At 71.6% G+C, this 21,204-nt stretch carries 16 protein-coding genes and 1 tRNA gene; 13 read left to right on the top strand and 4 right to left on the bottom strand.

All coding sequences use genetic code 11. The features are described from left to right. The coding region (locus ABZ920_RS05610; RefSeq protein ID WP_361499113.1) for an ATP-dependent helicase C-terminal domain-containing protein at positions 1-1,072 on the top strand (1,072 nt) is incomplete at its 5' end. Between the two features lie 81 nt (positions 1,073-1,153). Here ABZ920_RS05610 and ABZ920_RS05605 read toward each other — a convergent pair. Continuing rightward, positions 1,154-2,920 (bottom strand): lytic transglycosylase domain-containing protein, encoded by a 1,767-nt coding sequence (locus ABZ920_RS05605; RefSeq protein WP_361499111.1) that lies wholly within the window; start codon positions 2,918-2,920, stop codon positions 1,154-1,156. Between the two features lie 361 nt (positions 2,921-3,281). On the opposite strand from ABZ920_RS05605, the gene ABZ920_RS05600 reads away from it, so the two are divergent. Beyond that, complete coding sequence (locus tag ABZ920_RS05600; RefSeq protein ID WP_361499109.1) at positions 3,282-4,136, top strand: DUF4184 family protein; 855 nt, start codon at positions 3,282-3,284, stop codon at positions 4,134-4,136. 203 nt (positions 4,137-4,339) lie between these two features. On the opposite strand, the gene polA is transcribed toward ABZ920_RS05600, so the two are convergent. Further along, positions 4,340-7,114 carry a DNA polymerase I gene (polA, locus tag ABZ920_RS05595; RefSeq protein WP_361499107.1) on the bottom strand — a complete coding sequence of 925 codons (2,775 nt, stop codon included), beginning with the start codon at positions 7,112-7,114 and terminating at the stop codon, positions 4,340-4,342. Positions 7,115-7,302: 188 nt separating this feature from the next. Here polA and ABZ920_RS05590 point away from each other — a divergent pair, with 188 nt between their 5' ends. The 9 genes from ABZ920_RS05590 (at position 7,303) to ABZ920_RS05550 (ending at position 17,622) form a co-directional block, all read left to right on the top strand. Further along, positions 7,303-9,582, top strand: coding sequence for an FdhF/YdeP family oxidoreductase (locus ABZ920_RS05590; RefSeq protein WP_361499106.1), 2,280 nt, complete (start codon positions 7,303-7,305; stop codon positions 9,580-9,582). A gap of 53 nt (positions 9,583-9,635) precedes the next feature. Further along, positions 9,636-10,124, top strand: coding sequence for a hotdog fold thioesterase (locus ABZ920_RS05585; protein WP_361499104.1), 489 nt, complete (start codon positions 9,636-9,638; stop codon positions 10,122-10,124). Between the two features lie 475 nt (positions 10,125-10,599). Further along, the gene (locus tag ABZ920_RS05580) at positions 10,600-10,980 is read left to right on the top strand and encodes a hypothetical protein (RefSeq protein ID WP_361499102.1); all 381 of its coding nucleotides are present in this window, start codon (positions 10,600-10,602) and stop codon (positions 10,978-10,980) included. 293 nt (positions 10,981-11,273) lie between these two features. Beyond that, positions 11,274-11,582 (top strand): hypothetical protein, encoded by a 309-nt coding sequence (locus tag ABZ920_RS05575; RefSeq protein WP_361499100.1) that lies wholly within the window; start codon positions 11,274-11,276, stop codon positions 11,580-11,582. A gap of 287 nt (positions 11,583-11,869) precedes the next feature. Continuing rightward, entirely contained in the window at positions 11,870-13,096 is a 1,227-nt protein-coding gene (locus ABZ920_RS05570) for a branched-chain amino acid ABC transporter substrate-binding protein (protein WP_361499098.1), read from the top strand. A 116-nt stretch (positions 13,097-13,212) separates the two neighbouring features. Next, positions 13,213-14,145 carry a branched-chain amino acid ABC transporter permease gene (locus ABZ920_RS05565; protein WP_361499096.1) on the top strand — a complete coding sequence of 311 codons (933 nt, stop codon included), beginning with the start codon at positions 13,213-13,215 and terminating at the stop codon, positions 14,143-14,145. Positions 14,146-14,150: 5 nt separating this feature from the next. Then, a complete protein-coding gene (locus ABZ920_RS05560; RefSeq protein ID WP_361499094.1) occupies positions 14,151-15,992 on the top strand; it encodes a branched-chain amino acid ABC transporter permease in 1,842 nt (613 codons plus the stop codon). A gap of 5 nt (positions 15,993-15,997) precedes the next feature. Beyond that, positions 15,998-16,909 (top strand): ABC transporter ATP-binding protein, encoded by a 912-nt coding sequence (locus tag ABZ920_RS05555; RefSeq protein WP_361499092.1) that lies wholly within the window; start codon positions 15,998-16,000, stop codon positions 16,907-16,909. Next, entirely contained in the window at positions 16,906-17,622 is a 717-nt protein-coding gene (locus ABZ920_RS05550) for an ABC transporter ATP-binding protein (protein WP_361499090.1), read from the top strand. The genes ABZ920_RS05555 and ABZ920_RS05550 overlap by 4 nt, the downstream gene beginning before the upstream one ends. 81 nt (positions 17,623-17,703) lie before the next feature. On the opposite strand, the gene ABZ920_RS05545 is transcribed toward ABZ920_RS05550, so the two are convergent. Then, positions 17,704-18,384, bottom strand: coding sequence for a response regulator (locus ABZ920_RS05545; RefSeq protein WP_361499088.1), 681 nt, complete (start codon positions 18,382-18,384; stop codon positions 17,704-17,706). A 101-nt stretch (positions 18,385-18,485) separates the two neighbouring features. Here ABZ920_RS05545 and ABZ920_RS05540 point away from each other — a divergent pair. Together ABZ920_RS05540 and ABZ920_RS05535 are read left to right on the top strand one after the other, a co-directional pair. After that, positions 18,486-18,568, top strand: a tRNA-Leu gene (locus ABZ920_RS05540). Positions 18,569-18,655: 87 nt separating this feature from the next. Then, positions 18,656-19,444, top strand: a complete 789-nt coding sequence (locus tag ABZ920_RS05535; RefSeq protein WP_361499086.1) for a helix-turn-helix domain-containing protein — start codon at positions 18,656-18,658, stop codon at positions 19,442-19,444. A 6-nt stretch (positions 19,445-19,450) separates the two neighbouring features. On the opposite strand, the gene pyk is transcribed toward ABZ920_RS05535, so the two are convergent. Then, complete coding sequence (gene pyk / locus ABZ920_RS05530; RefSeq protein WP_361499084.1) at positions 19,451-20,887, bottom strand: pyruvate kinase; 1,437 nt, start codon at positions 20,885-20,887, stop codon at positions 19,451-19,453. Positions 20,888-21,204 lie beyond the last annotated feature (317 nt).

Genomic DNA, 21,204 nt, shown 5'->3' with positions numbered 1-21,204 from the left:
GGGAACCGGCTCCGCCACGGGAATGGGCTCCGCCACGGGAATGGGCTCCGCCACGGGAATGGGCTCCGCCACGGGAATGGGCTCCGCCGGAGCAGCGGGCGGGGACCGGGTGGCCGGGCTCGTCGCCGCGCTGGCCTTTCCGGAGCGGGTGGCCCGGCTCGACGGCGGTTCGTACCTCATGGTGTCCGGGACCCGGGCCGAGCTGCCGGAGGGGTCCGCGCTGCGCGGGGCGCCCTGGGTCGCCGTCGCCGTGGCGGACCGGCCGATCGGCAGGGGCCACGCGCGGGTGCGGCTCGGCGCCGTGGTCGACGAGGACGTCGTGCGGCTCGCGGCCGGGGCGCTGCGGGAGGAGCGCGACGAGGTCCGCTGGAGCGGCGGCGACGTCGTCGCGCGGCGGGTCGAGCGGCTCGGGGCGATCGAGTCGGCCGTGCGGCCCCTGACCGCCCCCGCTCCCGCACTCGTCCGCGACGCCCTGCTGGACGGTCTGCGGCAGGAGGGGTTCGGGCTGCTGCGGTGGACACCGGAGGCGGCGGTGCTGCGGCAGCGGCTCGCCTTCCTGCGCCGGCACCTCGGCGAGCCCTGGCCCGACGTGTGCGACGAGGCGCTCCACGCGCGCGTGGACGAGTGGCTGGAGCCCGAGCTGGGCCGGGCGCGGCGGCGGGCGGACCTGGCGCGGATCGACGCCGGGCAGGCCCTGGCCCGGCTGCTGCCCTGGGCGTCCGGCGACGCCGCCCGGCTGGACGAGCTGGCCCCGGAGCGGATCACCGTGCCCAGCGGGTCCCGCGTCCGTGTCGACTACGCCCGTCCCGAGCAGCCCGTGCTCGCGGTGAAGCTGCAGGAGATGTTCGGCCTGCAGCGGTCGCCCGTCCTCGCGGGGGTGCCGGTCCTGGTGCACCTGCTCTCCCCCGCCGGGCGGCCCGCCGCCGTGACCGCCGACCTCGCCTCGTTCTGGCGGAACGGCTACCCGAGCGTGCGGGCGGAGCTGCGCGGGCGGTATCCCCGGCATCCGTGGCCCGAGGACCCGGCCACCGCGGAGCCGACGCGGCACACCAACGCCCGGCTCCGGCGCTGACGCCGGGTCCCGCGACGCGGAAGGGCGCCCCCACCCCGCTGCCGATGCGGGACGGGGGCGCCCTGAACGGACTTCCCGGGGCTAGGCCGAAGCGCCGGGCGACGGCTCGGCCGGGGTCTCGGCCGGGGTCTCGGCCGCCGCGACCTTCAGTTCCACGGTCAGGACCGCACCGCCGGTGGTCGTGACGCGGAGCAGGAACGTGCCGGTGGTGTCGTCCGCGTACAGCTTCGGCAGCGTCAGCAGACCCTCGGCGTCCGTCCGCAGGCCCTCCAGGGTGCGCACGGGCTTGCCGTCGGCGCCCTTGAAGAACGGGCCCTTGTCGTTCTCGGCGGCGTCCTCGGCCGACCCGACCAGGGTGGCGGTGGCCGCGACCCCGCCGGCGGCGGCGCCCTTGTAGGTGGCCTTGATCCCCACCTGCCCGGCGAACTCGCCGCCCGGCGTGCAGGTCAGCGGGGTGTCGCCGGTGCGGGTGAGCGTGTCGGCGGCCCTCGGGGTGACGGTGGCCCGGTACTCCAGGCCCGTGAGGGTGCGGCCCACGACGAGGGCGCGGACGGTGAAGTCGCCCGTCCGCTCGCCCGCCTGGAGCGCCGGTGCGACGGCGACGCCCGAGGAGTCGGTGAGGACCGTGGCGACCTTCTCCCCGCCGGTGAAGGCGGCGTCGGTGTCGCCGAGGACGGTGAACCGGACGCGGACCTTGGCGACCGCCCTGCCCGCCTCCGTCTCGGCGCGGGCGCTGATCTTCCGGGCGAACGTCTCGCCCGTCATGGCGGTCAGCTTGCCGGTGCCCGCGTCCTTCAGCCGGGCGACCGTGTCGGTGGGGGTCGGCGTCGGGACCGGCGTGCCGGGGGTCGACGGCGGTGTGGTGGGGGTGGACGGCGTGGTGGGAGCGGGGTGCGTCGTGCCGCCGCCCGGCTTCGCGGGGGTGGCGGGCTTGCCCGGCGTGCTGGACTTGCCGGGGTCGGGGTCCGCCGTGGACGCCGAGGGCGACGGCGACGGGTCGGGACCCGCCCCGGCGGTGCTGTCGCTGCGGTCGGTGGGCAGCGTGCCGGTGCCGTCCGGGATCGAGTGGGTGCCGTCGCGGTAGTAGTCCAGCCACGTGAGGACGAGGTTCAGGTAGTCCCGCGAGTTGTTGTAGCTGAGGACGGCCCGCTCCAGGTCGGCGCGGGTGGCCAGGTCCCAGCCGTTGCGGCACAGGTAGTGACCGGCGGCCAGCGCGGCGTCGTAGACGTTGTTGGGGTTCTTCCTGCCGTCGCCGTTGCCGTCGCGGCCCGCCCACGCCCAGGTGGAGGGTATGAACTGCATGGGGCCGACCGCGCGGTCGTAGGTGCTGTCGTTGTCGTAGGCTCCGCCGTCGGTGTCCTTGATGTGGGCGAAGCCGACGCCGTTGAGGACGGGGCCGAGGATCGGCGTCACGGTGGTGCCGTCCGCGGTGACGCGGCCGCCGCGGGCCTGGCCCGACTCGACCTTGCCGATCGCGGCGAGCAGCTGCCAGGGCAGGTTGCACCCCGGCTTGGAGGTCCGCAGTTCCGCCTCGGCCTTCTTGTACGCGTCCAGCACCGTCGCGGGGATGCCCGCCTCGGACGGGCCGCGCGAGACGGGGGTGCCGATGGTGGGCGCCGGGCTGGGGCTGTTGAGCGGCGGCAGGTCCGTGTAGTAGGGCGAGTTGCCGGTCGCGGCGCCGTCGGCGGACACCTCGGGGGACGGCACGGCGTCGGCGGTCGTCCGTCTGCCGTGGTCGTCGGCCGTCACCCCCGGTGCCTGGGAGGCGGAGAGGGCCGCGACCGCCGCTGCGGCCACGGCCGTCGTCGCCGCTCCCTTGCGCAGTCTGCTGCCGAAATGCGCCGCCATAGAGTGAACCCCTCCTGTGGACGTCCGAGCGTCCGTCTCTGTGCGTCTGTTCGCCCTGTTGTGACGGTTGACCCGTGGTGCTGGTTGCCCTCGTGGAACGTTCCGGGTGGTGTGTCCCGCGGTGCGTCTGTCCGTTCGGCGCGCCGTCGAACATCCCGTCGGCCCGTTCGACCGCCGTGGCGGCAGAGCAACCCAGGTGACCCTACGACAACTTGCTTTCTCTGGGGACCCGTTCGTGCCCGGTTTTCACCAGTTGGCCATCTTCCCTTGCGCGCGGCGTCACACAGCGCCTCCCGCATACTGGGCTGCGCTGATCGTCCGGGCCGGGCCGTCGGGCCAACACACGTCAGAGGGAGCCCCGTTGCCGTTCACACTGAGTCATGCGGCGGCCGTGCTGCCCGGGGTGCGCGGTGACGGCAGTGGGCGGGGGCGGCTCGTCCCGGCGGCGCTCGTGGCGGGCTCCTTCTCCCCCGACATGACCTATTACGCGGCGAGTGTCCGGTCCGGGGCCATGGAGTTCGGCACGGTCACGCACTCCCTCCCCGGTGTCCTGAGCGTCGACGTGCTCGTCGCCTGGGTGCTGGTGGGGCTGTGGCTGCTGGTGCGCGAGCCGCTGGTTGCGCTGCTGCCGCGGTCGCGTCAGGGGCGCGTGGCCGCGCTGTCGCGGTGCGGGGCCGAGCGGAGCCGCGTCAGCCCTTCCACGGCCGTGTGGGGTTACGTCTCCGCCGTCCTGGGCGCGCTGACGCACGTGGTGTGGGACGCGTTCACCCACCTCGACCGGTGGGGCATGCGGCTCTTCCCGGTCCTGGGCCGGGAGCTGGCCGGGTCACCGCTCTACTGGTACCTGCAGTACGGGGGTTCGGCCGTGGCGGCGGCTGTCATCGCCGGGTTCCTGGTGCACGCGCTGCGCCGGGCGCCCGGGGGCGAGCCGGCCGGGGTTCCGGTGCTGTCGGCGCGCGACCGGTGCTGGGCCGGTGCCGTCATCGGGGGCTGCGTGTTGGCGGGAGCGGTGCGGCGGGCGGCGGGGTGGTGGGCGCTGCGGGGACCGGCGGCCGGGCCGTGGGAGCTGGTGCCCACCCTGTGCTTCGGGGCGGGTGCGGGGCTGGTGCTGGGGCTGCTGGTGTACGCGGCCGGCGTCAGGCTCTGCCGTCCGGTGCGGGTCCCGGAGGATGCCGGCGGGGACGCGGTGGCGGCAGGCCGCCCGGCCGGACGGTGACGGCGGGCACGTCCGCCACGAGGTGACGGTGCGCACCGGCGCCGGCGCGGCTGCCGCGCCGCGGCCGGCGCCGCCGAGGCGGCGTGCCGCGGCTCGCCGGTCTTCTCCCGCCGCACGGCAGGCTGCGGCCCCTGCCGGGTGACACCCGGCGGGGGCCGCTCGCTCAGGTCGGCCGGAGCCGGCGAACGTTGCCTGCCGCGGCGCTAGTGGGCCGCGGACTCCCAGTCGGTTCCGACGCCGACCGACACGTCCAGCGGGGCCCGCAGCTGGACCGCGGCGGACATCTCGCGGCGGACGATCTCCTCCGCCGCAGCCCGCTCCCCCGGTGCGATCTCCAGGACGATTTCGTCGTGGACCTGCAGGAGCATGCGGGACCTCAGATCGGCCTCGCGCAGGGCGCGGTCCACGTTCAGCATGGCGATCTTGACGATGTCCGCCGCCGTCCCCTGGATCGGCGCGTTGAGGGCCATCCGCTCGGCCGTCTCTCGGCGCTGGCGGTTGTCGCTGTTCAGGTCGGGCAGGTAGCGCCGGCGTCCGAACAGGGTCTCGGTGTAGCCGGTCGCCCTCGCCTCGTCGACGACCCGGCGCAGGTAGTCCCGCACCCCGCCGAAGCGCTCGAAGTACCGGTCCATGAGGAAGCGGGCCTCCGCCGCCTCGATGTTGAGCTGCTGGGAGAGCCCGAAGGCGGACAGCCCGTACGCCAGGCCGTACGACATCGCCTTGATCTTGCGGCGCATCTCCGCGTCGACCGCCGAGCGGTCGACGGCGAACACCTGCGAGGCGGCCGTCGTGTGCAGGTCCTCGCCGGAGGTGAAGGCCTCGATCAGACCGGCGTCCTCGGAGAGGTGGGCCATCACGCGCAGCTCGATCTGGCTGTAGTCGGCCGTCATGAGCGACTCGTAGCCCTCGCCGACCACGAAACCGCGGCGGATCGCCCGGCCCTCGTCGGTGCGGACGGGGATGTTCTGCAGGTTCGGGTCCGTCGACGACAGGCGGCCGGTGGCTGCGACCGTCTGGTTGAAGGTGGTGTGGATCCGGCCGTCCGCCGCGATGGTCTTGATCAGGCCCTCGACGGTGACGCGCAGCTTGGCCTGCTCGCGGTGGCGCAGCATGATGACCGGCAGCTCGTTGTCGGTCTGGGCGGCCAGCCACGCCAGGGCGTCGGCGTCGGTGGTGTAGCCCGTCTTGGTCTTCTTCGTCTTCGGCAGCGCCAGCTCGCCGAAGAGGACCTCCTGGAGCTGCTTGGGCGAGCCGAGGTTGAACTCGTGCCCGGCCGCCGCGTGCGCCTCCTTCACGGCCTGCTGCACCGCACCGGCGAACAGCTGCTCCATGGCCTCCAGGTGGGCCCGGTCGGCGGCGATGCCGTTGCGCTCCATCCGCGCCAGCAGGGCGGAGACGGGCAGCTCCACGTCACGCAGCAGGTCGGCCGCGCCCACGTCCTGCAGCCGCTGCCCGAACACCTCGCCCAGGTCGAGGACGGCGCGGGCCTGGATCATCAGGGCCTCGGCCTCGGCGCCGTCGTCCGCTCCGAAGGCCAGCTGGCCGTCGGCCGCGGCGGCGGGCGCCAGCTCGCGGTGCAGGTACTCCAGGGACAGCGCGTCCAGGTCGAAGGAGCGACGGCCCGGCTTGACCAGGTAGGCGGCCAGGGCGGTGTCCATCGTCACGCCCTCGATCCGCCAGCCGTGCTCGGCGAAGACCCGCATCGCGCCCTTGGCGTTGTGGAACACCTTGGGGCGGCCGGCGTCGGCCAGCCACGCGGCGAACGCGGTCTCGTCCGCCTCGTCGAGCTGGGAGGGGTCGAACCAGGCGGCCGCACCGGCGCGCGGCCCGTCGGCGCCCTCCTGCGCGGCCCCTTCGGACGGCCCCTTCGCCGGCGCGGCGAGCGCCACCTCGGCCACCGAGCCCGCGCCGAGCGCCCAGGTGTCGACCGTGGCGACGCCGAGGGTCTGCGTGCCGTGCTCGGCGAGCCACGGCGCCAGCTCACCCGTGCCGAGCACCGTGCCGTCCAGCTCCACGCCGTCGGCCACGACCGGGGTCGACTCGGCCTCCTCGGTGCCGGGGTCGACGGCGAAGAGCCGCTCGCGCAGCGACGGGTTGCGGATCTCCAGGGTGTCCAGGACCATCGCCACGGCCTTGCGGTCGTACGGCAGCCGCGTGAGGTCGGCGACTCCCCTGGGCAGCTCGACGTTCCGCTCCAGCTCGGTCAGCCGGCGGTTGAGCTTGACGGACTCCAGGTGGTCGCGCAGGTTCTGCCCGGCCTTGCCCTTGACCTCGTCGGCGCGCTCGACCAGCTCGGCGAAGGAGCCGAACTGGTTGATCCACTTCGCGGCGGTCTTCTCGCCGACCCCGGGGATGCCCGGGAGGTTGTCGGACGGGTCGCCGCGCAGCGCGGCGAAGTCCGGGTACTGCGCCGGCGTCAGCCCGTACTTCTCGACGACCTTCTCCGGGGTGAACCGGGTCAGCTCGGAGACGCCCTTCGTGGGGTACAGCACCGTGGTGTGCTCGGAGACCAGCTGGAAGGAGTCGCGGTCGCCGGTGACGATCAGCACCTCGAAGCCCTCGGCCTCGGCCTGGGTGGCGAGGGTGGCGATGACGTCGTCCGCCTCGAAGCCCTCGACGGCGAAGCGCGGCGCCTGCATCGCGTCGAGCAGCTCCCCGATCAGCTCGACCTGGCCCCTGAACTCGTCGGGGGTCTTGGAGCGGTTCGCCTTGTACTCGGTGAACTGCTCCGAGCGCCACGTCTTGCGGGAGACGTCGAAGGCCACCGCGAAGTGCGTGGGCGCCTCGTCACGCAGGGTGTTGGCCAGCATCGACGCGAAGCCGTAGATCGCGTTCGTCGGCTGGCCCGTCGCGGTCGTGAAGTTCTCCGCGGGCAGCGCGAAGAACGCGCGGTAGGCCAGCGAGTGCCCGTCCATGAGCATCAGGCGGGGGCGCTCGCCGGGGTTCTTGTCGGTCGTCTTCGATGCTGTTTCTGCCACGCCCCGATCCTGCCACGCCGCGCTGACACAGGCCCCCTCCGGCGGACGTCCCGCCGGTCACGGACCCGGGCCCGGCCGGCCACGGACCGCCCTGGCCGGGCGCGCGGGCCCGGCCAGGGCCGGGTGCCCGCGTCCCGTGGCAGGATCGGGGGCGTTTCTCACAGGTGCCAGCGAAGGAGAGCGCCGCGATGGCCACGAAGCCGCCCGAGAGTGATCCGGTCCAGGACGCGCCGCTGGTCGCCGGCCCGAAGCACGTGGCGGCGGGGCTGCCGGCCATCGGCCGCACCCTGCGGACGGCGCAGCGGCAGATGGGCCTGCGGCGCACGGCGCTGACCCTGCTGCGCGTGAACCAGAAGGACGGCTTCGACTGCCCGGGCTGCGCCTGGCCCGAGGCGGACGACCGGCACACGGCGGAGTTCTGCGAGAACGGCGCGAAGGCGGTCGCCGAGGAGGCCACCCTGCGCCGGGTCACCCCGGAGTTCTTCGCGGCGCACTCCGTGACGGACCTCGCCGGCCGCAGCGGCTACTGGCTGGGCCAGCAGGGGCGCCTGACGCACCCGGTGCACCTTCCCGAGGGCGCGGATCACTACGAGCCGGTGACCTGGGAGCGCGCCTTCGACATCGTGGCGGAGGAACTCGCCGCCCTCGGCTCCCCCGACGAGGCCGTCTTCTACACCTCGGGCCGCACCAGCAACGAGGCGGCGTTCCTCTACCAGCTGTTCGCGCGCGAGTTCGGCACCAACAACCTGCCGGACTGCTCGAACCTGTGCCACGAGTCCTCGGGCTCGGCGCTGTCCGAGACGATCGGCGTCGGCAAGGGCAGCGTCCTGCTCGAGGACCTCCACCGGGCGGACCTGATCATCGTCGCCGGGCAGAACCCCGGCACCAACCACCCGCGCATGCTCACCGCCCTGGAGAAGGCCAAGGCGGGCGGCGCGAAGATCATCAGCATCAACCCGCTGCCCGAGGCCGGCCTGGAGCGGTTCAAGAACCCGCAGACCCCCAGGGGCCTGACCACGGGCACCGCGCTCACGGACCTGTTCCTGCAGATCCGCATCGGCGGGGACCAGGCCCTGTTCCGCCTGCTCAACAAGCTGGTCATCGAGACGCCCGGCGCGGTCGACGAGGACTTCGTCCGCGAACACACCCACGGCTACGAGGAGTTCGCCGAGGCGGCCCGCGCCGCCGACTGGGACGGGACGCTCGCCGCGACCGGCCTCACGCGCGAGGAGATCGAGCGGGCCCTGCAGATGGTCCTCGCCTCACGGCGGACCATCGTGTGCTGGGCGATGGGCCTCACCCAGCACAAGCACTCCGTACCCACCATCCGCGAGGTGGTGAACTTCCTGCTGCTGCGCGGCAACATCGGCCGCCCCGGGGCCGGCGTGTGCCCGGTGCGCGGCCACTCCAACGTGCAGGGCGACCGCACGATGGGCATCGTCGAACGGCCCGCGCCGGCCTTCCTCGACGCCCTGGCGGAGGAGTTCGGCTTCGCGCCGCCGCGCGAGCACGGCTACGACGTGGTCCGCGCCATCCGCGCCCTGCGCGACGGTGCGGCGAAGGTGTTCTTCGCCATGGGCGGCAACTTCGTCTCCGCCTCCCCCGACACCGAGGTCACCGAGGCGGCCATGCGGCGGGCCCGCCTGACCGTGCACGTGTCGACCAAGCTGAACCGCTCCCACGTCGTCACGGGCGCGCGGGCCCTGATCCTGCCGGCGCTCGGCCGGACCGAGCGCGACGTGCGGGCCGGCGGCGAGCAGTTCGTCACCGTCGAGGACTCCATGGGCATGGTGCACGCCTCACGGGGCCGCCTGGCGCCGGCGAGCGCGCACCTGCTGTCGGAGCCGGCCATCGTCTGCCGGCTGGCGCGGCGGGTGCTCGGCGGGCGCAGCAGGGTGCCCTGGGAGGAGTTCGAGAAGGACTACGCCGCGATCCGCGAGAGGATCGCCCGGGTGATCCCGGGGTTCGAGGACTTCAACGCCCGCGTGGCCCGACCCGGCGGCTTCGCGCTGCCGCACGCCCCGCGCGACGAGCGCCGCTTCCCGACGGCCACCGGCAGGGCCAACTTCACCGCCGCGCCGGTGGAGTACCCGCGGCTGCCCGAGGGCCGGCTGCTGCTGCAGACGCTGCGCTCGCACGACCAGTACAACACCACGGTCTACGGCCTCGACGACCGCTACCGGGGCATCAGGAACGGCCGCCGGGTGGTGCTCGTCCACCCCGAGGACGCGCGGGCGCTGGGCGTGGCCGACGGGGCGCGTGTGGACCTCGTCGGCGAGTGGAGGGACGGGGTCGAGCGGCGGGCACCGGGCTTCCGGGTCGTGCACTATCCGACGGCCCGCGGCTGCGCGGCCGCGTACTACCCGGAGACGAACGTCCTGGTGCCGCTGGACGCCACCGCGGAGATCAGCAACACCCCGGCCAGCAAGTCCGTCGTGGTCCGTCTGGAACAATCGGCGACCGACTGAGCGTTTGCTCAGCCGAGCAGAACGCATCACGACGGACGAATGGAGCCGGGCCCATGGGCGAGCAGCAGCACGTGAAGTTCCCGCAGGAGGTCATCGACGAGTACGCCGCGCTCGGTGTGGACCTGCAGGCTCTGTTCTCCGCGGGGCACCTCGGCACGCGGATGGGCGTGCAGATCCTGGAGGCCTCGGCCGCGCGGGTCGTCGGGACGATGCCGGTGGAGGGCAACACCCAGCCGTACGGGCTGCTGCACGGCGGCGCCTCCGCCGTGCTCGCCGAGACGCTGGGCTCCGTCGGGTCGATGCTGCACGGCGGCACGTCCAAGATCGCCGTCGGTGTCGACCTCAACTGCACCCACCACCGCGGAGTGCGCTCCGGCCTGGTCACCGGTGTGGCCACGCCCGTGCACCGGGGGCGGTCCACGGCCACCTACGAGATCGTGATCAGCGACGAGGAGGGGCGGCGGGTGTGCACCGCGCGGCTGACCTGCATGCTGCGTGACGTGCGCCCGCAGGACGCCGAGCACGCGACCACGGCCGGCTGAGTCAGCCCGCGCACAGGCATCGGCCCCGCACGGCAACGCGCGGGGCCGATGCGCATCCGGGCCCGGCGGGCCCCGGCACGGGCAGCCGTCGGCCGCACGCACCGCGCGCGGCCGAGAACCGGTCCGCACGGCACCCCGGCACGGCCGGAGGCTCACCCGCCACACGGCACCACACCCCGCACGGCCGGAAGGCCCCGCCCGCGACACGGCGCCACACCCCGCACGGCCGAAGCACCGGCCCACCCGCCGCACGGCACCGCACCCCGGCACGGCCGCAAGGCCCGCCCGCCACACGGCACCACACCCCCGCACGACCGAAGCACCGGCCCACCCGCCACACGGCACCCCACCCCGGCACGGCGTGCCCGCACCCCGCGGCGCCCTTGTCGGCGGCCACCCCGCGGCCTAGCGTCGAGGCATGGGGCGGGGGCGGATGTCCGGACCGGCGACGGCACTGTGCGCGGCCGGAATCGCGGTGGCACTCGTGACGGGCGCGGCGGTGACGGGGTGTGCCGCCCCGTCCGCCTCCGGAAGCGGAGACGGCACCGGACGCACCGGCCCCGCGACGGCCCGGCCCACGACGTCACCGCGTGTCACGACGGACGCGGAGCTGTGCACGCGGCTCGTCGTGCACTGGTCCGGTAAGGCACTGGACAGCGGCACGTACGGTGACTACCAGTCGATGGGGCTGTCCAACGCCCAGTACGACATCCTGCGCGACGTGGTGGCCGCCGCCCGGTCCGTGAGACAGCGACAGGGCGCCGCGGCCGCCCGGGAGCTGGTCGCCCGTCGGGCGCGGGAGGACTGCGCGGCCCGGTACCGCGACGGCCGGCCCGGCCGGGGTCCCTGGCGGTGACCGGCGTCGGTCCGGTCGAGCCGGGCGAAGGCACGTACGCGCTGGACACCCCGCCCCGGCGCCGCTCCCCTCCCGGGCGCGGACTTTCCGGACGCCTGTACCGGCGGCACCGCCGCGCCTTCCTGACCGCGCTGACCTGCGCCGTCGCCCTGACGGCCGGCTACCTCCACGCGACCTGGCCGCGGCAGCCACCGCCGCCGGCCCCGCCGTATCCGTCCCAGGTCACCCGCGTCGTCCACCTCACCCCGGGGGCCGTGAGACGGGGCGGCGCGCCCCGCACGTTCGCCTTCGACGTGGCCGTCGAGGTCGGCTCCGGCCCGCCGGTCGAGACGATCCGCGTCTCCCAGCCGTACGCGGGCCTGGCGGTGACGCCGAGCCCGGCCACCCCTTTCCGGACGAAGGCACGTGCCCCACGCAAGGTCACCATCACCATGCATGTGACGGAATGCGGGAAAGTGCCGGAGAACGCCGGACTGCCTTTCCTGGACGTAACTCTGCGTAATACGCGCGCAATGCAGGCACAGAGCTTCATCCTGGGGCCGCGGTATGCGGCAGCGCTCTCCGAGGCGCTGCGAGCGGTCTGCGGTACGACTTTCAGGTAATTAGCAAAACCGCTGATACACCTGAACGCATCCGGCCGGTTCCTGCGGTTTCTCAGCATGCGGACAGGGCGAACCGGCAAGAATTCCGGCGTTCCCCCCACGCGGTACCGCTCTGCAATACGTCGTGTCATAACAAGAGAGTCACAGCCTCGGCCAGACTCTCCTCCACGTTCCCCACACACGCCTAGAGTCACGGCCAGTCACCGCGCCGTGGATTGCCACTTCGGCCCAGCGCTCGACTCGGCCGTTTCCACGGGGATGCGGCTGTGCCAGGGAAAGGACTGATCGTGCGTCAACGTTCGCTCATCGCCATCACCGCCGCTTTGGCGGCGGGAGCACTCACCCTCACCGCCTGCGGCTCGCGCGACAGCGGCGACAACGGCAAGGACTCCGGTGGCACCACCGTCGTCATCGGCGTCGACGCCCCGCTGACCGGCGACCTGTCCGCGCTGGGCCTCGGCATCAAGAACTCGGTCGACCTCGCCGCCAAGACGGCCAACAAGCAGGACTACGTCAAGGGCGTCACGTTCAAGATCCAGGCGCTCGACGACCAGGGCCAGCCGGCCTCCGGCCAGCAGAACGCCACGAAGCTCGTCGCCGACAAGGACGTGCTCGGCGTGGTCGGCCCGCTGAACTCCTCCGTCGCCGAGTCCATGCAGAAGGTGTTCGACGACGCCAAGCTGGTCGAGGTCTCCCCGGCCAACACCAACCCGGCGCTGACGCAGGGCACCAACTGGCAGACCACCAAGGCACGGCCGTACAAGTCGTACTTCCGCACCGCGACCACGGACGCCGTCCAGGGCCCGTTCGCCGCGCAGTACCTCTTCAACGACAGCAAGAAGAAGAAGGTCTTCGTCATCGACGACAAGAAGACCTACGGCGCCGGCCTGGCCTCCACCTTCACCGCGGAGTTCAAGAAGCTCGGCGGCACCGTCGCGGGCACCGAGCACATCAACCCCGACACCAAGGACTTCTCCGCGGTCGCCACCAAGGTCAAGAAGTCCGGTGCCGACGTCGTCTACTACGGCGGCGAATACCCGCAGGCCGGCCCGCTGAGCAAGCAGATCAAGGCCGCGGGCGCGAAGATCCCCGTCGTCGGCGGCGACGGCATCTACAGCGCCGACTTCATCAAGCTGGCCGGCACCACCTCCACCGGCGACCTCGCCACCTCCGTCGGCGCGCCCGTCGAGGAGCTGCCCTCCGCCAAGGAGTTCGTCGCCAACTACAAGAACGGCGGCTACAAGGAGGCCTACGAGGCCTACGGCGGCTACTCCTACGACTCCGCCTGGGCGATCATCGAGGCCGTGAAGAAGGTCGTCGACGACAACGACGGCAAGCTGCCCGACGACGCCCGCGCCAAGGTCACCGAGGCCATGCAGGGCGTCTCCTTCGACGGAGTCACCGGCAAGGTGTCCTTCGACGAGTACGGTGACGCCACCAACAAGCAGCTCACCGTGTACGCCGTCGAGAACGGGACCTGGAAGCCGGTCAAGTCCGGTACCTACACCGGCTGATCCGACCCGCCCAGCACCACCACGAGCCGCGCGGGGCGCTGTTCCACTGGCGCCCCGCGCGCACTCGCATCCGGCCCCATCCGTCGAACTCATCCGAACGTCTCGGAGGACATGCGGTGAACGAACTGCCGCAGCAGCTGGTCAACGGCCTGCTACTGGGATCCATGTACGGGCTGGTCGCCATCGGCTACACAATGGTCTACGGCATCGTCCAGCTCATCAACTTCGCCCACGGCGAGATCTTCATGACCGGAGCCTTCGGGGCGCTCTCGGTCTACCTGTGGGTGGTGCCCGACGGCACCTCCATGTGGGTGGCCCTGCCGCTCATGCTCATCGGCGCCGTCCTGGTCGCCGTCATCGTCGCCGTGGGAGCGGAACGATTCGCCTACCGCCCCCTGCGCGGCGCCCCGCGTCTGGCCCCGCTCATCACCGCCATCGGCCTCTCCCTCGCCCTGCAGCAGGCGGTGTGGGCCTGGTACCCCAACGCCAAATCCGCCCGCACCTTCCCCCAGATCGACGGCGGCCCCTTCCACCTCGGCGACGTCACCATCCAGACCGGTGACATCTTCCTGCTCGTCGCCGCGCCCCTCAGCATGGCCGTCCTCGCCTACTTCGTCATGAAGACCCGCACCGGACGCGGCATGCAGGCCACCGCCCAGGACCCCGACACCGCCAAGCTCATGGGCATCAACACCGACCGCATCATCGTGGTCGCCTTCGCCCTCGGCGCCGCGTTCGCCGCCGTCGGCGGCGTCGCCTACGGCCTCAAGTACGGCCAGATCGACTACCGCATGGGCTTCATCCTCGGCCTGAAGGCGTTCACCGCGGCCGTCCTCGGCGGCATCGGCAACATCTACGGAGCCATGATCGGCGGCGTCGTCCTCGGCGTGGCCGAGACCCTCGCCACCGCCTACATCGCCGACCTCCCCGGCATGGACCAGTTCGGCAGCCAGTCCTGGGCCGACGTCTGGGCCTTTGTACTCCTCATCCTCGTACTGCTGTTCAGGCCCCAGGGCCTGCTCGGCGAACGCGTCGCGGACAGGGCGTGACACCGATGACCACACAGACCACCGCACCGGAAACCCCGGAAACCCCCCGGAGCACCGACGCCGCCACCGGCACGGCCACCGGCCTCATCGGCATCCCGCCGCACATCGGCCGCGCCCTGGCCACCGGCGGCGCGATCCTCACCGTCCTGTCCACCTTCCTGGCCTGGACCTGGACCGCGTCCTTCCCCGGCGACCTCACCGTCTACGGCTACCCCGGCGGCCTCCAGGTCCTCGTCCTCGTAGCCGGCGCCCTGACCGCCCTCTTCTGCCTCTCCTCCTACGGCATCCGCGGCCTGCACTGGCTGACCCCCGCGGGCGCCGACGGCGCCATCAAGTTCGCCGCCGTCGCCACCTTCGCCACCGCCTGGTACACGGTCGTCGCGATCAGCGTGAAACTCGGCGGGGTCGTCAACCTCGAACCCGGCGGCTACGTGGCCGCCGCCGCCGCCCTCGCCACACTCCTCGGCGCCCTCGCCCTCCCCTTCCAGCGGCCCCTGCCCGATCCCGTCGACCCCGACGACACCTCCTGGGCCCGCTTCACCCACCGGGCCGGGCACGGCTGGCAGACCCTCAAGGCCGCCTTCGCCTCCGGCACCGCACGCCCCGTGCCCACCCTGCCCTCCTACGCCGAGATCCTCATCATCGTCGCCGTCCTGGCACTCGGCCTGGTCGTCTTCACCTACGGCATCGGCACCGAGTACGACGAACTCTTCGTCGGCTTCCTCATCACCGCCGGCTTCGGCTTCGCCGCCCTCAACAAGTCCGGCCTCATCAGCCAGGCCTCCCAGATCACCGCCCGGCACCAGAACATCACCATCTGCGGCGCCTTCGTCGCGGCCGCACTGTTCCCCTTCACCCAGACCGACGACCAGTACGCCACCGTCGGCGTCTACATCCTCATCTTCGCCACCGTCGCCCTCGGCCTGAACATCGTCGTCGGCCTCGCCGGCCTCCTCGACCTCGGCTACGTCGCCTTCCTCGGCGTCGGCGCCTACGCCGCCGCCCTCGTCTCCGGCTCCCCCAACAGCCCCTTCGACGTCCACTTCCCCTTCTGGGCGGCCGTCCTCGTCGGAACCGCCGCCTCCCTGGTCTTCGGCGTCCTCATCGGCGCCCCGACCCTCCGGCTGCGCGGCGACTACCTGGCCATCGTCACCCTCGGCTTCGGCGAGATCTTCCGCATCACCGCCAACAACCTCGACGGCACCTCCGGCCCCGACGTCACCAACGGATCCAACGGCATCTCCTCCATCCCCAACCTGGACATCCTCGGATTCGACTTCGGCGCCCAGCACGACATCGCCGGCTTCACCATCGGCCGGTTCGCCAACTACTTCTTCCTGATGCTCCTCATCACCGCCGTCGTCGTCCTGGTCTTCCGGCGCAGCGGCGACTCCCGCATCGGCCGCGCCTGGGTCGCCATCCGCGAGGACGAGACCGCCGCCCTCGCCATGGGCATCAACGGCTTCCGCGTCAAGCTCGTCGCCTTCGCCGTCGGCGCCTCCCTCGCCGGTCTCGCCGGCACCGTCCAGGCCCACGTGACCTACACCGTCACCCCCGAGCAGTACCTCTTCGCCGGCCCCATCCCGCCCAACTCCGCCTTCCTCCTCGCCGCGGTCGTCCTCGGCGGCATGGGCACCATCAGCGGCCCGCTCATCGGCGCGGCCCTGCTGTTCCTCATCCCCAACAAGCTCCAGTTCCTCGGCGACTACCAGCTCCTCGCCTTCGGACTCGCCCTCATCCTGCTGATGCGCTTCCGTCCCGAGGGCCTCATCCCCAACCGGCGCCGCCAGCTCGAATTCCACGAAGAGGCCGAAGCGCCCGCAGTCCTCGGCAAGACAGGGGCCTGACCACCATGACCACCGACACCACCACCACGAACGCCGCATCCGGCGACGCCACCACCGGCGGGACCGTGCTCGACGCCCGCGGCGTCACCATGCGCTTCGGCGGCCTCACCGCCGTCCGCGACGTCGACCTCACCGTCAACAGCGGAGAGATCGTCGGCCTCATCGGACCCAACGGCGCCGGCAAGACCACCTTCTTCAACTGCCTCACCGGCCTCTACGTCCCCACCGAGGGCGAAGTCCGCTACCAGGGCGAGGTCCTGCCGCCCAAGTCCTTCAAGGTCACCGCCGCCGGCATCGCCCGCACCTTCCAGAACATCCGGCTCTTCGCCAACATGACGGTCCTCGAGAACGTCCTCGTCGGCCGCCACACCCGCACCAAGGAAGGCTTCTGGTCCGCCGTCCTGCGCGGGCCCGGCTTCCACAAGGCCGAGGCCGCCTCCCGCAAACGCGCCATGGAACTCCTGGAGTTCGTCGGCCTCGCCGGCAAGGCGGAACACCTCGCCCGCAACCTCCCCTACGGCGAACAGCGCAAACTCGAGATCGCCCGCGCCCTCGCCAGCGAACCCGGGCTGCTCCTCCTCGACGAGCCCACCGCCGGCATGAACCCCCAGGAAACCCGCGCCACCGAAGAACTCGTCTTCGCCATCCGCGACATGGGCATCGCCGTCCTCGTCATCGAGCACGACATGCGGTTCATCTTCAACCTCTGCGACCGCGTCGCCGTCCTGGTCCAGGGCCAGAAGCTCATCGAAGGCGACCCCGCCACCGTCCAGGGCGACGACCGCGTCATCGCCGCCTACCTCGGTGAACCCTTCGAGAACGCCCCCGGCTCCGAGGAAGTCGCGGAGGTCGAGGCCGCCGAGGCGCACGCCGAGACCACGACGGACGACGCGCCCGGCAAGGAGAACGACCGATGACCACCCTGCTCGAAGTCGAGGACCTCCGGGTCGCCTACGGCAAGATCGAAGCCGTCAAGGGCATCTCCTTCAAGGTCGACGCCGGCGAAGTCGTCACCCTCATCGGCACCAACGGCGCCGGCAAGACGACCACCCTGCGCACCCTCTCCGGCCTCCTCAAGCCGGTCGGCGGCCAGATCAAGTTCGACGGCAAATCGCTGAAGAAATACCCCGCCCACCAGATCGTCTCCCTCGGGCTCGCCCACTCCCCCGAAGGGCGGCACATCTTTCCCCGCATGACGATCGAGGACAACCTCCGCCTCGGCGCATTCCTGCGCAGCGACAAGACCGGCATCGAAAAGGACATCCAGCGCGCCTACGACCTCTTCCCCATTCTCGGAGAACGCAGGAAGCAGGCCGCCGGCACCCTCTCCGGCGGAGAGCAGCAAATGCTCGCCATGGGCCGCGCCCTGATGTCCCAGCCCAAACTGCTCATGCTCGACGAACCCTCCATGGGCCTCTCCCCGATCATGATGCAGAAGATCATGGCCACCATCGCCGAGCTCAAATCCGGGGGCACCACCATCCTGCTCGTCGAGCAGAACGCCCAGGCCGCCCTCTCCCTCGCCGACCACGGCCACGTCATGGAGGTCGGCACCATCGTCCTCTCCGGCACCGGACAGGACCTCCTGCACGACGAGTCCGTCCGCAAGGCCTACCTCGGCGAGGACTGACACCCACCACCCGGACACGGCGAGGCCCGCGCCCCTGAACACCAGGGGCGCGGGCCTCGCCGTGTGCGGCGCGCGCGGGGATCAGTCCCGGGCGTCGGCCTTCCCGCCGCCCTTCGCCGCCGCCTTCTTCTCCTCGCTGTCCTGGATGACCGCCTCGGCCACCTGCTGCATCGACATCCGGCGGTCCATCGACGTCTTCTGAATCCACCGGAACGCCGCCGGCTCCGTCAGCCCGTACTCCGTCTGCAGGATCGACTTCGCGCGGTCCACCAGCTTGCGCGTCTCCAGCCGCTGGCTGAGGTCGGCGACCTCCTTCTCCAGCTCCTTCAGCTCCGTGAACCGCGACACGGCCATCTCGATCGCCGGCACCACGTCACTCTTGCTGAACGGCTTCACCAGGTACGCCATCGCACCGGCGTCCCGCGCCCGCTCCACCAGATCCCGCTGCGAGAAGGCGGTCAGCATCAGAACAGGGGCGATCCGCTCCTCCGCGATCCGCTCCGCCGCCGAGATGCCGTCGAGCTTCGGCATCTTCACGTCCAGGATCACCAGGTCGGGCCGGTGCTCCCGGGCCAGCTCCACGGCCCGCTCACCGTCACCGGCCTCACCGACGACCGAGTAGCCCTCCTCCTCCAGCATCTCCTTCAGATCCAGCCGGATCAGCGCCTCGTCCTCGGCGATGACGACGCGGGTCGTCAGCGGAGGCACGTGGGACTTGTCGTCGTCGGACACGTCTACGGGCTGGGGCGACTCGGCGGTCACGGGGGCGCTCCTCGTTCCGGGGCGGGGCGGGTACTGCTGCCTATGCAGCCTACCTAGAGGCGGGGAGCCGAGCTCACCCGGTACACTCACGGCAGTGCCCAGCCGGGTTGGTGGAATGGAATACACGGAGGTCTCAAACACCTCTGCCCGTGAGGGCTTGCGGGTTCGAATCCCGCACCCGGCACGTTGCAGGTTGAAGCGGAGGATCACGTTCTCGTGATCCTCCGCTTTTTGCTGCGTGTCGCGCCAGTAGGTCACGCACCGTGTTCACATGACCTACCACAGCACACAAGTGCGACAGGAGGCCGTGACCCTCCTGCGGGACGGCGCAAGGAACGCGGACGTCGCACGGCGCCTGAACGTCCCGCCCGGCACCGTCGGCTACTGGAAACACGTCGACCGGATGAAGCGAGGCGAGTGCCCGGGCAGGCACGGGGGCGAGTGTCCACGGTGCGACGGCCGCGACCTGGATCGCGCGGCATACAGCTACTTGCTCGGCCTGTACCTCGGCGATGGGCACATCAGCCACTACTCCGGCCACCGCGTACCCACCCTGTCGATCACGTGCGCCGAGGCATGGGCAGGGCTCATGGACGACTGCGAACTGGCCATGCGGGCCGTGTTCCCCGACAACTCCGTCTGCCGCCGCCGACGCACCGGATGCCGCGAGGTCAAGGTCTACTCAAAGCATTTGGTCTGCCTCTTCCCCCAGCACGGCCCCGGCAGGAAGCACGAGCGGCTGATCGTCCTCGAGTCCTGGCAGCAGGAGATCGTCGACGTGCATCCCTGGGACTTCATCCGCGGCCTGATCCACTCCGACGGCTGCCGGATCACGAATTGGACGACCCGGCTCGTCGGCGGCGAGCACAAGCGGTATGAATACCCCCGTTACTTCTTCACCAATGTCTCCGACGACATCCGGCGGCTCTGCACGGACACCCTCGACAAGGTGGGTGTGGAGTGGACCCGCTGCACCCGGAACGGCAATCCGTACAACATCTCCGTCGCCCGCAGGGCCTCCGTGGCCCTGATGGACGCCCACGTCGGCCCCAAGTACTGAGACGTCCTACCTCGGGCCGTCGTCCTCGCCGATGCGGTGGACGCGGACCATGTTCGTCGAGCCGGACACCCCCGGGGGTGAGCCGGCGGTGATGACGACCATGTCGCCCCGCCGGCAGCGGCCGTACTTCAGCAGCAGTTCGTCGACCTGCTCGACCATCGCGTCGGTGGAGTCGACGTGCGGGCCGAGGAAGGTCTCGGCGCCCCAGGTGAGGCTGAGCTGGGAGCGGGTGGCCGGTTCGGGGGTGAAGGCCAGCAGCGGGATGGGTGAGCGGTAGCGGGAGAGGCGCCGGGCGGTGTCGCCCGACTGGGTGAAGGCGACGAGGAAGGTGGCGCCGAGGAAGTCGCCCATCTCGGCGGCGGCGCGGGCGACGGCGCCGCCCTGGGTGCGGGGCTTGTTCTTCTCGGTGAGCGGGGGCAGGCCCCGGGCGAGGATGTCCTCCTCGGCGGCTTCGACGATGCGGGCCATGGTGCGGACGGTCTCGACGGCGTACTTGCCGACGCTGGTCTCGCCGGAGAGCATGACGGCGTCGGTGCCGTCGATGACGGCGTTGGCGACGTCGCTGGCCTCGGCCCTGGTGGGGCGCGAGTTGTCGATCATCGAGTCGAGCATCTGGGTCGCCACGATGACCGGCTTCGCGTTGCGCCGGGCGAGCTTGATGGCGCGCTTCTGGACGATCGGCACCTGTTCGAGGGGCATCTCGACGCCGAGGTCGCCGCGGGCGACCATGATGCCGTCGAACGCGGCGACGATGTCGTCGATGTTCTCGACGGCCTGGGGCTTCTCGACCTTGGCGATGACGGGGAGCCGGCGGCCCTCCTCGTCCATGATGCGGTGGACGTCCCTGATGTCCCGCCCGCTGCGGACGAACGACAGGGCGATGACGTCGAAGCCGGTGTTCAGGGCCCAGCGGAGGTCTTCCTCGTCCTTCTTGGACAGGGCGGGGACGGAGACGGCGACGCCGGGGAGGTTGAGTCCCTTGTGGTCGGAGACCATGCCGCCCTCGGCCACGCGGGTGTGGACGCGGGGGCCGTCGACCCGGGTGACTTCGAGGCAGACCTTGCCGTCGTCGACGAGGATGCGTTCGCCGGGGGTGACGTCGTCGGCGAGGCCGGAGTAGGTGGTTCCGCAGATGTGGCGGTCGCCTTCGACGCCTTCCTCGACGGTGATGGTGAAGGTGTCGCCGCGTTCGAGGAGTACGGGCCCTTCGCGGAATCGGCCGAGCCTGATCTTCGGGCCCTGAAGGTCGGCGAGGACGCCGACGCTGCGGCCGGTCTCGTCGGCGGCCTTGCGGACGTGCTGGTACCGCTCCTCGTGTTCGGTGTGTTCGCCGTGGCTGAGGTTGAAGCGGGCGACGTCCATTCCGGCTTCGACCAGTGCCTTGATCTGGTCGTACGAGTCGGTGGCTGGTCCCAGGGTGCAGACGATTTTGGCTCGGCGCATGGTTCGAGACTAGGGCTTACCGACCGGTAGAGCCGGGGACTGACGTGACTACTCAACGTCTCTTGGGTGAAGGGACGTTGACAAGTGTTGAAGTGTGCGAGGGCTCGCTCCTTCGAGCGGGTGACGGCTGTTGGAGTGACCTCGACGGCCGCCCCGCGGTGGCCGGAGGCGGCCGTGTCGTGGTGGGCTGCGCGCTGACCTGCACGTGAACACGGTGCGACCGGGCGGCGCGAGGACGGGGGCGCACGGCGGCCGTAGGGCAGTCATATGTGCCGGTCTGTCACCCGTGGCCGGTTTTCGCCCCTCTGCCGGTCACC

Source organism: Streptomyces sp. NPDC046831 (genome assembly GCF_040645305.1).
Classification (GTDB): domain Bacteria; phylum Actinomycetota; class Actinomycetes; order Streptomycetales; family Streptomycetaceae; genus Streptomyces.
This window is presented reverse-complemented; position numbering and strand designations above follow the sequence as displayed.

Excerpts from the sequence above, each read along its gene's own strand:
- ABZ920_RS05605 (WP_361499111.1), bottom strand. The coding sequence starts at position 2,920 with ATGGCGGCGCATTTCGGCAGCAGACTGCGCAAGGGAGCGGCGACGACG.
- ABZ920_RS05590 (WP_361499106.1), top strand. The coding sequence starts at position 7,303 with ATGGCCACGAAGCCGCCCGAGAGTGATCCGGTCCAGGACGCGCCGCTG.
- ABZ920_RS05585 (WP_361499104.1), top strand. The coding sequence starts at position 9,636 with ATGGGCGAGCAGCAGCACGTGAAGTTCCCGCAGGAGGTCATCGACGAG.
- ABZ920_RS05560 (WP_361499094.1), top strand. The coding sequence starts at position 14,151 with ATGACCACACAGACCACCGCACCGGAAACCCCGGAAACCCCCCGGAGC.
- ABZ920_RS05555 (WP_361499092.1), top strand. The coding sequence starts at position 15,998 with ATGACCACCGACACCACCACCACGAACGCCGCATCCGGCGACGCCACC.
- ABZ920_RS05550 (WP_361499090.1), top strand. The coding sequence starts at position 16,906 with ATGACCACCCTGCTCGAAGTCGAGGACCTCCGGGTCGCCTACGGCAAG.
- ABZ920_RS05535 (WP_361499086.1), top strand. The coding sequence starts at position 18,656 with ATGACCTACCACAGCACACAAGTGCGACAGGAGGCCGTGACCCTCCTG.
- pyk (WP_361499084.1), bottom strand. The coding sequence starts at position 20,887 with ATGCGCCGAGCCAAAATCGTCTGCACCCTGGGACCAGCCACCGACTCG.